The sequence below is a fragment of the Pseudomonas sp. MCal1 genome, assembly GCF_026341415.1.
Lineage (GTDB): Bacteria > Pseudomonadota > Gammaproteobacteria > Pseudomonadales > Pseudomonadaceae > Aquipseudomonas.
The window spans coordinates 14964-30597 of record NZ_JAKUMP010000002.1 but is presented as its reverse complement, the minus strand read 5'-3'; the positions used below and the strand labels follow the sequence as shown (position 1 = coordinate 30597).

Genomic DNA, 15634 nt, shown 5'->3' with positions numbered 1-15634 from the left:
TCCGGTGTGCATTCGTTTTATAGGGACGACGTGCCTTTGTGCTTCCTGCCTACTGATCCGGATGCTGAGAAATGAATGCTGAAGACTCCTTGAAACTTGCTCGCCGGTTTATCGGGTTGCCCCTGGAAAAGCGCCAGATGTTCCTCGCGGCCCTGCAAAAGGAGGGCGTGGATTTCGCCCGTTTCCCGATTCCCGCCGGGATCGAGGCCGACGATCGCCAGGCGTTGTCTTACGCGCAGCAACGGATGTGGTTTCTCTGGCAACTGGATCCGCACAGCGGCGCCTACAACTTGCCGGGCGCGGTGCGCCTGACCGGACGGCTGAACCTGTCAGCGCTGGAGCAGGCATTTGCTGCGCTGGTGGAGCGACATGAAACCTTGCGCACGGTGTTCCAGCGCCAGGCGGATGACAGCCTGCTGCAAGTGCCGGCCCCGACTTCCTTGAACATCCAGCACGAAGATTTCAGTGCGCTGCCGGCCACCGAGCGCGAGCAGGCTGTCGTGCGTGCCGCCGAGCAGCAATCGGTGTTGCCGTTCGATCTGGCGGTCGGGCCGTTGCTGCGGGTGACGTTGCTCAAGCTCGCCGAGCAGGAGCACGTCTTGCTGCTGACCCTGCACCACATCGTTTCCGATGGCTGGTCGATGAATGTGCTGATCGACGAATTCATCCGCTGCTATGACGCCTTTGACGCCGGCCAGTTGCCGGCGCTGGCGGCCCTGCCGGTTCAGTACAGCGATTACGCGCTGTGGCAGCGTCGCTGGCTGGAGGCTGGCGAGCAAGCGCGGCAACTGGAGTACTGGCAGGCGCAGCTGGGCGACGAGCATCCGGTGCTGGAACTGCCGCTGGACCATTCGCGTCCGGCCATGCCGAGCTATCGCGGTACGCGCTACGAGTTTGCCGTCGACGGCCCGTTGGCCGACCAGTTGCGCACCACCGCGCAACAGCATCAGGTCACCTTGTTCATGTTGTTGCTTGGCGCGTTCAATGCGCTGCTGCACCGTTACACCGGGCAGACCGATATCCGTGTCGGCGTGCCGATTGCCAACCGCAATCGCGCCGAGATCGAAGGCCTGATCGGTTTCTTCGTCAACACCCAGGTGCTGCGCACCCAGATCGATGGCCAGACCCGCGTCGATGCGTTGTTGCAGGCGATCAAAGAGACGGCGCTCGGCGCCCAGGCGCATCAGGATCTGCCGTTCGAGCAACTGGTCGAAGCACTGAAACTGGAGCGCAGCCTCAGTCACACACCGCTGTTCCAGGTGATGTACAACCACCAGCCGCAGGTGGCCGATATCGCCGCCCTCGGCACCGCGTCGGGCCTGGTGCTCGACAGCCTCGACTGGCAAAGCCGCACCACTCAGTTTGACCTGACACTCGACACCTACGAGAAGGGCGGCAAGCTGCACGCCGCCCTGACTTACGCCAGCGATCTGTTCGACGCGCCGACCATCGAGCGTATGGCGCGCCACTGGTTGCGTCTGCTCAAGGCCATGGTCGCTGATCCCGCGCAACGCGTTGGTGAACTGCCATTGCTGGACGCAGATGAGCAGCACAGGCTGGTTCATGCCTGGAACGCGACGACAGCGGTTTATCCGACCGGGCAACCCGTTCATCAATTGATCGAAGCCCAGGTGGCCCGTACCCCGGATGCACCGGCGCTGGTGTTCGGCGAACAAACCCTGAGCTACGCGCAACTGGATGCGCGAGCCAACCAACTGGCTCATCTGTTGCGTGAGCAAGGCGTGCGCGCCGACAGCCTGGTGGGGATCTGCGTCGAGCGTTCGCTGGAAATGGTGATTGGCCTGCTGGCGATTCTCAAGGCTGGCGGCGCCTATGTGCCGCTGGATCCGGAGTACCCGCAAGAGCGCCTGGCCTACATGATCGAGGACAGCGGCATCACCTTGCTGCTGACCCAGAGTGCGCTGCTGTCGTCGCTGCCGACTGCCGGGGTGAAAGTGATTACCCTCGATCAGGAAGCCGACTGGCTGGATCGCTACAGCGAAAGCCGTGTCGAGGGCGGCGTAGATCCGCAAAACCTCGCGTACGTGATTTACACCTCCGGTTCCACCGGTAAACCCAAAGGCGCCGGCAACAGTCATGCGGCGCTGGTCAACCGGTTGTGCTGGATGCAGGAGGCTTACGCACTGGATGCCAGCGATTCGGTGCTGCAGAAAACCCCGTTCAGCTTTGACGTGTCGGTCTGGGAGTTTTTCTGGCCGCTGCTGACCGGTGCGCGTCTGGTCGTGGCAGCGCCGGGCGCGCACCGCGATCCGTCGCTGTTGATCGAGACCATCAACCGCTACGGCATCAGCACGCTGCACTTTGTCCCGTCGATGTTGCAGGCGTTCATTCATGAGCCGGGCGTCGAGGCCTGTGTCGGGCTCAAACGGATTGTCTGCAGCGGCGAAGCGCTGCCGCTGGACGCGCAACTGCAAGTGTTCGCCAAACTGCCGAATGCCGGACTCTACAACTTGTACGGCCCGACCGAAGCGGCCATCGACGTCACCCACTGGACCTGTGTCGACGAAGGCGCCGACAGCGTGCCGATCGGGCGGCCCATCGCCAACCTGCGCACCCATGTGCTCGACGCCGAACTGTTGCCGGTGCCGAGCGGCGTGGCGGGTGAGTTGTATTTGGGCGGAGCGGGGCTGGCGCGCAGTTATCACCAGCGTCCGGCACTGACCGCTGAGCGTTTTGTACCGTGCCCCTTCCACGAAGGCGCGCGCCTGTACCGCACCGGTGACCGGGTCCGCCAGCGTGCCGACGGCGTCATCGAATACCTCGGGCGTCTCGACCATCAGGTGAAGCTGCGTGGCTTGCGTATCGAGCTGGGCGAAATCGAAACCCGCCTGATGCAGCATCCGCTGGTGCGCGAAGCCGTGGTGCTGGTGCAGGGTGGTAAACATCTGGTCGGCTACCTGGTGCTGGAAACCGCTCAGGCAGACGAACAGTGGCAACAGGACGTCAAGGCCTGGCTGCTCGGCAGCCTGCCGGAATTCATGGTGCCGACTTACCTGATGACGCTGGCCAGGTTGCCGGTCACCGCCAACGGCAAGCTGGATCGCAAAGCCTTGCCGCAGCCGGATGCCGCGCCGCAGCAAGCTTTTGTCGCGCCGCAGGATGCCATGCAGAAAGCCCTGGCGGCGATCTGGGAAGACGTGCTCGGTTTGCAACGCGTGGGTCTGGAAGACAACTTCTTCGAGCTGGGCGGCGATTCGATCATTTCGATTCAAGTGGTCAGCCGCGCGCGGCAGGCCGGGATCCGTATCAGCCCGCGCGATCTGTTCCAGTATCAGACGGTGCGCAGTCTGGCGCTGGTCGCGATCCTCGACCGTCACAGTTCGGTGGATCAGGCGCCGGCCACGGGCGAAGCCTTGTTGGGGCCGATCCAGCAGCAGTTCTTCAGCCGCGCGATGCCCCGGCGTGAGCACTGGAACCAGTCCCTGCTGCTGACCCCGCGCGAGGCGCTGAATGCTCAGTGGCTCGACGCCGCGTTGACCCATGTGATCAATCATCACGATGCCTTGCGCCTGCGTTTTGTCGAGGGTGCCGAAGGCTGGCAGCAAGCGTACGCCGCACAGCTCGAACGCGCTGACCTGTGGCAGCGCACGGCCGAAACGGCCGAGCAACTGACCGCCCATTGCGACGAAGCCCAACGCAGTCTTGATCTGGCCAGCGGGCCGTTGTTGCGTGCCGTGTTGGTGAGCATGGCCGATGGCACTCAGCGCTTGTCGCTGATCCTCCATCACCTGGTGGTCGACGGCGTGTCCTGGCGTGTGTTGCTGGAAGATTTGCAGCAAGCCTACGAACAGCTCGCGGCGGGCGGTGGCGTGCAATTGCCGGCCAGGACCAGCGCGTTCCAGAGCTGGACTGCGCGCCTGAGCACCGAGGCTGCGCGCTTCGACGATCAACTGGTTTACTGGAAAGCCCAGCACAACGGCGCACGGGATCTGCCGTGCGAACGTCCTGAGGGCAGCCTGCAAAACCGTTTCGGGGAAAAGATCGAATGGCGTCTGGACGCCGAGCGCACGCGCCAATTGTTGCAACAGGCACCGGCGGCGTATCGCACGCAAGTCAACGATCTGTTGCTGACGGCCCTGGCGCGGACCATCAGTGGCTGGAGCGGGCAGCCCGGCACCCTGATTCAACTGGACGGCCATGGTCGTGAAGACCTGTTCGACGACATCGACCTGACGCGCACCATCGGCTGGTTCACCAGCCTGTTCGCCGTCAATCTGGTGGCGACCGAGGATCTCGACGGTTCGATCAAGGCGATCAAGGAACAACTGCGTGGGGTGCCGGACAAAGGTCTGGGTTATGGCGTGCTGCGTTATCTGGCCGCGCCGTCGGTGCGCGAAGAACTGGCCGCATTGCCTGCGCCGCGCATCACCTTCAACTATCTGGGGCAGTTCGACCGTCAGTTCGATGAGCAGGCGCTGCTGGTGCCATCCGCCGAGTCCGGCGGTGTCGCCCAGGATTCACAGGCGCCGCTGGACAACTGGCTGACCGTCGAAGGCCAGGTCTACGGCGGCCAATTGAGCCTGAGTTGGGGCTTCAGTTCACAGATGTTCGACCGTGCCACCGTGCAAAGCCTGGCTGATCGCTACGCGGTCGAACTGACGGCGCTGATCGAGCACTGCTGCGCCCTCGACACTGCGCAAGCCACGCCATCGGACTTCCCGCTGGCGCGCATCAGCCAGGCGCAACTGGATGCGTTGCCGGTCGCCGCTGCTGTCATCGAAGATGTCTATCCGCTGTCGCCGATGCAGCAGGGCATGCTGTTTCATACCTTGTATGAACCGCAGGCCGAGGCTTACATCAGCCAGATGCGTCTGGACATTCAGGGCCTCGATCCGCAGCGTTTTGCCAGTGCCTGGCAAGCGGCGCTGGCGCGTCATGACGTGCTGCGCAGCAGCTTCCACTGGCAAGGCCTGGACAGCGCCCATCAGGTGATCAGCCGTCAGGTGCAACTGCCGCTGCAAGTGCTGGACAACACCGACACCGATGCGCTGGCCGAGACTGAGCGGGCGCAGGGTTTCGAACTCGACTGCGCGCCGCTGCTGCGCCTGAAACTGGTGCGCACCGGCGCCGATCACTGGCATTTGATCTACACCAGCCATCACATCCTGATGGACGGCTGGAGTAATGCCCAGTTGCTCGGCGAGGTGATTTCTCACTACCCCGCCGGGCGCTCACTGCCGGCGCCGGTCGGGCATTACCGCGATTACATGGGCTGGTTGCAGCAGCAATCGGCAGACGCCGGCAAGGCGTTCTGGAAGGCTGCGCTGGCGCCGTTGCAGGCGCCGACGCTGCTTGCCGATGCCCTGCGTCCGCCCGTGGGCGGCCATGGCACTGACGAGCATCGCGAGGTGATCGACGAAGCTGCAACGCGGCGTCTGGGCGAGTTCGCCCGTCAGCAGAAAGTCACCCTCAACACGTTGCTGCAAGCGGCCTGGAGCCTGTTGCTGCAACGCTACACCGGGCAGGATTGCGTAGCGTTCGGCGCCACAGTGGCCGGTCGTTCGGCGCCGCTGCCGGGCATCGAGCAGCAACTGGGGCTGTTCATCAACACCTTGCCGCTGGTGTGCAACCCGCGCCCGGATCACCGCGTCGGCCAGTGGCTGAGTGATCTGCAAGCGCAGAACCTGGCTCTGCGCGAGTTCGAACATGTGCCGCTGTACGACATTCAGGGCTGGGCAGGGCAGCAGGGCTCGGCGCTGTTCGACAGCCTGCTGGTGTTCGAAAACTTCCCGGTCGCCGAGGCGCTGAAACAGGGCGCTCCGGCCGGGTTGACCTTCGGCAACCTGCACAACCACGAACGCACTCACTATCCGCTGACGCTGGGTATCGAACTCGGCGCCACGCTGAGCCTGGAGATGAGCTACGACGCTGCGCGATTCAGCGCCGCCCAGGTGCACAGGCTCTGCGCCAACCTGCGCCACTTGCTTGAGCAACTGATCGCCGACGCCACAGATTGCCTCGGCAACCTGACGCTGCTCGATGAAGCCGCCACACACGCCATGCTCGCCCACTGCCGGCCACCCGCGCTGCTGCTGCAGCACACCGGGCTGGTGCACGAGCGTATTGCCGCGCAGGCCAAAGCCACACCGCAGGCCCTGGCCGTACAGTGCGGTGACCAGCGCCTGAGCTATGACGAACTGAACCGCCAGGCGAATCGCCTGGCCCACCGTCTGCTGGCCAGCGGTGCGGCGCCGGGCAAACGTGTCGGCCTGGCGCTGCGCCGTGGCCCGCAAATGATCGTCAGCCTGCTGGCGGTGCTGAAAACGGGCGCCGCCTACGTGCCGCTTGATGCCAACTACCCGGCCCAGCGTCTGGCCTACATGATCGAAGACAGCCGGGTCGATCTGCTGCTCGACGAATCCGCTCTCCTGCAAGACGTGCCGCTTGCGGCGGGCCTGGAGTATTTGCAACTGGGCGACCTCATCGAAACGCTGGACGCTTACCCGGACAGCGATCCGCTGAATCACGCCACGGTCGATGACCTGGCCTACGTGATTTACACCTCGGGCTCCACCGGTCAGCCAAAAGGCGTGGCGATTGCTCACGCGGCGCTGCGCGAGTTCTGCCAGACCGGTGCCGAGTATTCGGCGCTGACTGCCGATGATCGCGTGCTGCAATTTGCGACCTTCAGCTTCGACGGTTTTGTCGAGCAGTGTTACCCGCCGCTGTGTGTCGGCGCAGCGCTGATCATGCGCGGCGACGAACTCTGGGATGTGATCCGGTTGGCGGACGAGATCGTCGGCCACGGCGTGACGCTGGCGGACTTGCCGGCAGCTTACTGGTTCTTGCTGGCGCGTGAATGCGCTGGCGGCAACGTCGTGAGTCTGGGCGCGTTGCGCCAGGTGCATGTCGGTGGCGAAGCCATGTCGGTCGAAGGCCTGCGCCTGTGGCACGAAGCAGGGCTGAGCCACGTACGCTTGCTCAACACCTACGGTCCGACCGAGGCGACGGTGGTGTCGAGCGTTCACGACTGCCGCCTGAGCGATGCCAGCGACACCTTCGGCATTCCGATTGGCCGGGCCATTCCCGGCCGCGCGTTGTACGTGCTCGACAGCGCCGGGCAATTGTTGTCGGCCGGTGGTGTGGGCGAGTTGTGCATCGGCGCGAGCGCCTGTCTGGCCCAGCAGTATTTCGATCGTCCGGCCCTCACCGCCGAACGCTTCCTGCCAGACCCGTTTGCCAGCGAGGCGGGGGCGCGTCTGTATCGCAGTGGCGACCTGGCGCGTTACAACGAAAACGCTGATCTGGAGTACGCCGGACGTATCGACCACCAGGTGAAGATTCGTGGCTTGCGCATCGAGATGGGTGAAATCGAAGCCTGCCTGCAAGCGCAGGAGGGCGTGCGCGCCGCGGCCGTGATCGCTCAGGATTTTCCGGGCGGCGCGCAGCTGGTGGCTTACGTGGTGCCCGAAACAGGCACCGAACCTGCGACCGCGCAGGCGCAGTGGCTGGACTCGCTCAAGGCTTCGCTGCAACAGGTGCTGCCGGATTACATGGTGCCGGCGCACCTGCTGGCGCTGGACGCATTGCCCCTGAACAACAACGGCAAACTTGATCGCACCGCGCTGCCAAAAGTCGAGCTGAGCCAGGCCCGGTGCGTTCATGCAGCGCCGCAAACCTTGCTGCAAGTGCAGCTGGCGCAGATCTGGGAAGCCGTGCTGGAGTCCGGCGCGGTGGGGCTCAACGATCACTTCTTCGAACGAGGCGGCCATTCGCTGCTGGCTACCCAAGTGATTTCCCGGGTCCGCCAGACACTCAAAATTGATGTGCCGATGCGCACCCTGTTCGAGCAACCGACGCTGCAAGCCTTTGCCGCCGCCTGCGCCACCCTGCAACACAGCGAAAGCGTGCCGATGACGGCGCTGCAACGCGGTGATGCACTGGCGTTGTCTTATGCCCAGGAGCGGCAGTGGTTCCTCTGGCAGCTGGAGCCGGACAGCGCCGCTTACCACGTGCCAAGTGCGCTGCGCTTGCGCGGTGCGCTGGACATCGCCGCGTTGCAGAACAGCTTCAATCAACTGGTGGCGCGTCACGAGCCATTGCGCACCACGTTCCGTCAGGACGACGAGCGCACTGTGCAGGTGATTCATGCGCAGGGCCAACTGACGATTGAACAGCACAGCCTCGACGCCGAGGACACTCTTTCGAACTGGGTGCAGGCGCAGATTCGCCAGCCGTTCGATCTGCTGAACGGGCCGCTGCTGCGCGTCAGCCTGCTGCGTCTGGCGGCGGATGATCACGTGCTGGTGATCACTCAGCACCACATCGTTTCTGACGGCTGGTCGATGCAAGTGATGGTGCGCGAACTGATGGCGATGTATGCCGCACAACGCGCCGGCCAACCGCTCGAACTGCCCGCGCTGGCGCTGCAATACGCCGATTTCGCGCAGTGGCAACGGCAGTGGATGGAGGCGGGCGAGCGTCAGCGTCAGCTCGATTATTGGGTGGGCCAACTGGGCGGCGAACAACCGGTGCTGGAGCTGCCGCTCGATCATTCGCGTCCGGCGGTGCAGAGCTACCGCGGCGCGCGACTGGATGCACCATTGGAGCCCGCGTTGAGCATGCAATTGCAGGAGCTTGCCCGACGTGAGGGCGTGACGATGTTCATGCTCCTGCTGGCCTCGTTCCAGACCCTGTTGCACCGCTACAGCGGTCAGGACGATATCCGCGTCGGCGTGCCGATTGCCAACCGCAACCGCGCCGAAACCGAGGGCCTGATCGGCTTCTTCGTCAACACCCAGGTGATGCGTGCACAGTTTGCCGGCGACCCGAGTTTCCGTGATCTGCTGGCGCAGACACGGCAGGCTGCAATGGGCGCCCAGGCGCATCAGGATCTGCCGTTTGAGCAATTGGTGGAAGCGCTGGCGCCAGAGCGCAGCCTCAGCCACAGCCCGTTGTTCCAGGTGCTGTTCAACCACCAGCGCGATGCGGCGCCGGTCACCGATGTGGCGGATTTACGCATCGAAGGCCTGCCGTGGAACAGCGCCACCGCACAATTCGACCTGACCCTGGACACCACGGAAACCGCCGCCGGGCTGATGGTCAGCCTGACCTACGCCAGCGACTTGTTTGAAGCGTCGACCATTGCGCGCCTGTTCGAACATTGGCAGGCATTGTTGCGGGCGATTGTCGCTGAGCCGCAGCAAGCGATCGCCGCGTTGCCGATGCTCGCCGCGCAAGAGCGCCAGCAGATCCTCGAAGACTGGAACGCCACTGCCACCGAATACCCGCTACACCTGAGCGTGCAGCAGTTGATCGAAGCGCAAGTGCTGCGCACCCCGGGCGCCCCGGCGCTGAAGTTCGCCGACGAATGCCTGAGCTACGCGCAGCTCAATGCCCGCGCCAACCGCCTGGCGCACAAGCTGATGGCGCAGGGTGTCGGGCCTGAAAGCCTGGTCGGCATCGCTGCCGAACGTTCGATCGAAATGGTCGTCGGTCTGTTGGCCGTGCTCAAGGCCGGGGGTGCCTACGTGCCGCTCGACCCGGAATACCCGCAGGATCGCCTGGCCTACATGATCGAAGACAGCGGCGTGCAGCTGTTGCTGACTCAGGCGCATCTGCTCGATGCCTTGCCATTGAGCGGGCAGGTGCAAACCCTGTTGCTCGAGGAATCGCTTGAGGGCTTCGCCAGCGACAATCCGGCCGTGGCGGTCACCGGTGAAAACCTCGCCTATGTGATCTACACCTCCGGTTCCACCGGCAAACCGAAAGGTGCCGGCAACCGTCATGTCGCCCTGACCAACCGTCTGTGCTGGATGCAACAGGCCTATGAGATCGGCGCGGGCGACAGCGTGCTGCAGAAGACGCCGTTCAGCTTTGACGTTTCGGTGTGGGAGTTCTTCTGGCCATTGATGACCGGCGCACGGCTGGTCGTCGCAGCGCCGGGCGATCACCGCGATCCGGCAAGACTGGTGGCGTTGATCAACCGCGAACACATCACCACGCTGCACTTTGTGCCGTCGATGTTGCAAGCCTTCCTGCAGGACTCCGACGTCGCCACGTGCACCCGCCTGCAACGCATCGTGTGCAGTGGCGAAGCGCTGCCGGCGGACGCGCAACAGCAAGTCTTCGCCAAACTGCCGGCGGCCGGGCTTTACAACCTTTACGGCCCGACGGAGGCCGCCATCGACGTCACGCACTGGACGTGTGTGGAGGAGGGCCGCGACAGCGTGCCGATCGGACAGCCGATTGCCAACCTCGGCTGCTACATCCTTGACGACAACCTCGAGCCGGTGCCGACCGGTGTGCTCGGCGAGTTGTACCTGGCGGGCGTCGGCCTGGCACGCGGTTACCACCAGCGTCCGGCGCTGACCGCCGAACGTTTTGCCGTCAGCCCCTATGGCGATGGCGAGCGGATCTACCGCACCGGCGACCTGGCGCGCTACCGCGCCGACGGCGTGATCGAATACGCCGGCCGGATCGACCATCAGGTCAAGCTGCGCGGCTTGCGTATCGAGCTCGGTGAAATCGAAGCGCGTCTGCTGGAGCATGGCAACGTCCGTGAGGCGGCGGTGCTGGTGATCGACGGCAAGCTGCTGACCGCTTACGTGGTGTTGAACGAAGAAAGCGCAGACTGGCGCGACAGCCTGATGCGCCACCTGCACGCCGGACTGCCGGAGTACATGGTGCCCAATCAGTGGCTGAATCTTGCGCAGATGCCGTTGAGCCCCAACGGCAAGCTGGATCGCAAGGCGCTGCCGAAACCCGAATTGGGCGCCGGCAAGGCCGAATACATCGCGCCGCGCAATGAGCTGGAGCAACGTATCGCGGCGGTGTGGGCTGATGTGCTGAAGCTGCCGCGAGTAGGGCTGGGCGATAACTTCTTTGAACTGGGCGGTGATTCGATCATTTCGATTCAAGTGGTGGCCCGTGCCCGTCAGGCCGGTATCCGCTTTACCCCCAAGGACTTGTTCCAGTATCAGACCGTCCAGGCACTGGCAGGCGTCGCGACGCTGGGCGATGGTGCGGGGCAGATCGACCAGGGCCCGGTCAGCGGTGCCACGCCGTTGCTGCCGTTCCAGCAGTGGTTCTTCGCGACGGACATTGCCGAGCGTCATCACTGGAACCAGTCGGTGATGCTCAAGCCGGCGATCTGCATTGAGGCCGATGCACTTGAACAAGCCTTGCAGGCGTTGGTTGCGCATCACGATGCCTTGCGCCTGTCGTTCACTGAAACCACCGACGGCTGGACCGCGAATCACCACGCAACAACCGTCAGGCACGCGCTGTTGATGCAGGCTTCGGTCAGCGATGAACAACAGTTGCAGGACGCCTGCCTTGCGGCGCAGCGCAGCTTCGACCTGGCTCAAGGTCCGCTGTTGCGTGGCTTGCTGGTGAGCCTGGCCGATGGTTCACAACGCTTGTTGCTGGTGGTGCACCACTTGGTGGTGGACGGGGTGTCCTGGCGGATTCTGCTGGAAGATTTGCAAAGCGCTTATCAACAGCGCATCGACGGCAAACCCCTGCGCCTGCCGGCCAGGACCAGCGCCTTCAAGCACTGGGCCGAACGCTTGCAACAGCACGCGCCGCAACTGGCGGGTGAACTCGATCTGTGGCGCGCACAACTGGCTGATGCGCCCGTCGACCTGCCGTGCATCAATCCGCAGGCCCGTCTGCAAAACCGCGATGCGCACACCGTACAGACGCGCCTCGATCAAGCGCTGACCCGACAACTGCTGCAACAGGCGCCGGCGGCGTATCGCACTCAGGTCAATGACCTGCTGATGACCGCGCTGGCCCGGGTCATCTGCCGCTGGACGGGGCAGGCTTCGACCCTGATACAGCTGGAAGGGCACGGTCGTGAAGACCTGTTTGACGACCTTGACCTGAGTCGCAGCGTCGGCTGGTTCACCAGTCTGTTCCCGGTGCGCCTGAGCCCGACCGCGTCGCTCGACGGTTCAATCAAGCAGATCAAGGAACAGTTGCGGGCGATTCCCGGCAAGGGCCTGGGCTTTGGCGTGCTGCGTTACTTCGGTGATGAAGCGACCCGCCGCGAGCTGGCGGCGCTGCCGACACCGCGCATCACGTTCAACTACCTCGGGCAATTCGACAGCCAGTTCGATGACGGCACACTGTTCGCCCCGGCCAGCGAAAAGGCCGGGGACGAACAAAGTCCGTTGGCGCCGCTGGGCAACTGGCTGGAGCTCAATGGTCAGGTCTACGGTGGCGAGCTGAGTCTGGGCTGGACGTTCAGCCGCGAGATGTTCGATGAAGCGACCATTCAACGTCTGGCGGATGAGTACGTGAGCGAACTGGCGGCGCTGATCGAGCATTGCTGCGCTGCACGCAATGCCGGCGTCACGCCGTCGGACTTTCCGTTGGCGCCGCTCAACCAGCAACAGCTCGATGCCTTGCCGCACGCCGGTGCCGAGGTCGAAGACATCTACCCACTGTCGCCGATGCAACAGGGCATGTTGTTCCACAGCCTGTACGAACAGGGTTCGGGGGATTACATCAACCAGATGCGCGTCAGCGTCGAAGGTCTTGATCCCGAGCGTTTGCGTCAGGCCTGGCAGGGCGCCGTCGATCGGCATGCGATTCTGCGCACGCGCTTCGTGTGGATCTCCGAGCAGGAGCAGCCGCTGCAAATCGTCCAGCGTCGTGCCCAATTGCCGTTCAGCCTGCATGACTGGCGCGGTCGGCCTGACCTGGCGGGAGCGCTCGACGGGCTGGCGCAGGAGCAACTGCAACAAGGCTTCGACCTGTTGCAGGCGCCCTTGCTGCGCCTGGTGCTGGTCCGCACCGGCGATGACCGCTTCGAGATGATCTACACCAGCCATCACATTCTCATGGACGGCTGGAGCAACTCGCAGTTGCTCGGCGAAGTGATGCAACGCTACGCCGGTGAAACCCCGGCCGCGCCGGTGGGCCGCTATGGCGATTACATCGGCTGGCTGCAGCGTCAGGACGGTCAGGCCAGCGAGCGTTTCTGGACGGAGCGTCTGGCCGACCTGGACGAGCCGACCCATCTGGCCCGCAGTTGCCTCGATACACTGGCGACTGCCGGCCAGAGCGGTTACGACCAGCAGACCCATTGGCTGGACCGTGAGCAGACACAACGTCTGGGGGCGTTCGCCCGTCAGCACAAGGTCACCCTCAACACCGTGGTGCAGGCCGCCTGGCTGCTGCTGTTGCAGCGTTACACCGGGCAACCGACCGTGGCGTTCGGCGCTACGGTCGCCGGGCGTCCGGCCGAGTTGCCAGGTGTCGAGCAACAGATCGGTCTGTTCATCAACACGCTGCCGGTGATCGCCACCCCGCGTGTCGAGCAATCCCTCGGTGAGTGGCTGCAAACCGTGCAGGCGCTGAACCTGGCCATGCGCGAATTCGAATACACGCCACTGGCGGACATTCAGCGCTGGTCCGGGCAACGCGGTGAAGGCTTGTTCGACAGCCTGCTGGTGTTCGAGAACTACCCGGTGTCGGAGGCGCTGAACAACGGTGCGCCGCAAGGCTTGCGTTTCGACCAGGCGCGCAGCCAGGAGCAGACCAACCTGCCGTTGACGGTGCTGGTGGACCTGAGCGACAGCCTGTCGTTGCAGTTCGCCTATGCCCGTCAGCATTTCAGCGCAGCGCAGATCGAGCAGATCGCGGGTCACCTGCAGCACCTGTTGCAGCAAATGGCCGACTCGCCCGCGCAACGTCTGCTGGCCGATCTGAGCCTGTTCGATGACGCACAACAACAGGCGATGTTGCACGACTGGAACCGCGCGCCGGCCACCTTTGCGCAAACCCGCACCTTGCCACAGCTGATCGAAGCGCAAGTGCGGCGGGCGCCGCAGGCGATTGCCGTGAGCCTGGGCGAGGAGCAATTGAGCTACGGCGAACTCAACGCCCGGGCCAACCGCCTGGCCCATGCTCTGATCGCGCGGGGCGTCGGGGCCGATGTGCTGGTGGGGCTGGCAGCCGAGCGCTCGATCGAAATGATCGTCGGCCTGGTCGCCATCCTCAAGGCTGGCGGGGCTTACCTGCCGCTGGATCCGCAGTACCCGGCCGAGCGCCTGCAATACATGATCGAAGACAGCGGCATTGCCTTGCTGCTGATGCAGCCGGGTGTGCTCGATCATCTGGAGGTTGCCGAGCGCGTCGAAACCCTGCTGCTGGGTGATGACAGCCGCTGGCAGGATCAATTGGCAACCGATCCGCAGGTCTGGGCCGACAGCGCCAGCCTCGCTTACGTGATCTACACCTCGGGCTCCACCGGCAAGCCGAAAGGTACGCTGCTGGCTCACGACAACGTGCTGCGTCTGTTCGAGGCCACGCAGCCCTGGTTCAACTTCGGTGCCGAGGACCGCTGGACGCTGTTCCACTCGTATGCGTTTGACTTTTCGGTCTGGGAAATCTTCGGCGCACTGTTGCATGGCGGGCGTCTGGTGATCGTACCGCACAGCGTCAGCCGCTCGCCGCAGGAGTTTCATGCGCTGCTGTGCCGTGAGCGCATCACCGTGCTCAACCAGACGCCGTCGGCATTCAAGCAACTGATGCAAGTCGCTTGCGATGCGCCGCAGGTTCCGCAACTGTCGTTGCGTTACGTCGTGTTTGGCGGTGAAGCGCTGGAAGTGCGCAGCCTGCGTCCATGGTTCGAACGCTTCGGCGATGCCGCGCCACAGCTGATCAACATGTACGGCATCACTGAAACCACGGTTCATGTGACCTACCGACCGTTGACCCTGGCCGATCTCGAACAGGATGCCGGCAGCCCGCTGGGCGAGCCGATCCCGGATCTGGGCTGGTACGTGCTCGACGCCGACCTGAAACCGGTGGCCAAGGGCTGCATCGGCGAGTTGCACGTCAGCGGTGCCGGGTTGGCACGCGGTTATCTCAAGCGTGCCGACCTCAGCGCCTTGCGTTTCGTGCCGAACCCGTTCGCTGGCGACGGTGCGCGGCTGTACCGCACCGGTGACCTGGCGCGCTATCGCGCCGATGGCCGGATCGAGTACGCCGGGCGTATCGACCATCAGGTGAAGATCCGTGGCTTCCGTATCGAGCTGGGTGAAATCGAGGCGCAACTGTTGGCGCTGCCGCAAATCCGTCAGGCCGTGGTGCTGGATCAGCCAGGCGCCGGCGGCGTGCAACTGGTTGCGTATCTGGTGGCCGATCAGTCGGTCGAGCTCGACCAGCAGGGTCAGTGGCGTGAACGCCTGCGCCAGGCGCTCAAGCACAACTTGCCGGATTACATGGTGCCGGCGCACCTGTTGCTCCTCGACAGCCTGCCGCTGACCGCCAACGGCAAGCTTGATAGCAAGGCCCTGCCACAACCGGACGCCAGCCTGCTGCAACACAGCTATGTGGCGCCTGAAACTGAACTGCAACGGCAGATCGCCGGGGTCTGGGCCGATGTCCTGAAACTGGAGCGGGTCGGCCTGACAGACAATTTCTTCGAGCTCGGCGGTCATTCGCTGCTGGCCACGCAGGTGGCCCTGCGTCTGCGTGAGTTGCTGGGCTTCGAAGTGCCGTTGGCCAGCCTGTTCGCCAGTGCCGATCTGGCGGCTTTCAGCGAAGCCGTACAAGCCCTGCAACCCGATTTGCAGCCCGTTCATGATGTTTTGGCTAAATCCTTGGAGGCTCTCAATCGTTTATCAGCAGATGAACTTGAAAAACTGATTTCCTGAGA

At 63.9% G+C, this 15634-nt stretch carries 1 protein-coding gene; it reads left to right on the top strand.

The annotated features are described in order from the left end of the window. Positions 1–71 precede the first annotated feature (71 nt). Positions 72–15632, top strand: coding sequence for a non-ribosomal peptide synthetase (locus MKZ87_RS03325; protein WP_266200294.1), 15561 nt, complete (start codon positions 72–74; stop codon positions 15630–15632). Positions 15633–15634 lie beyond the last annotated feature (2 nt).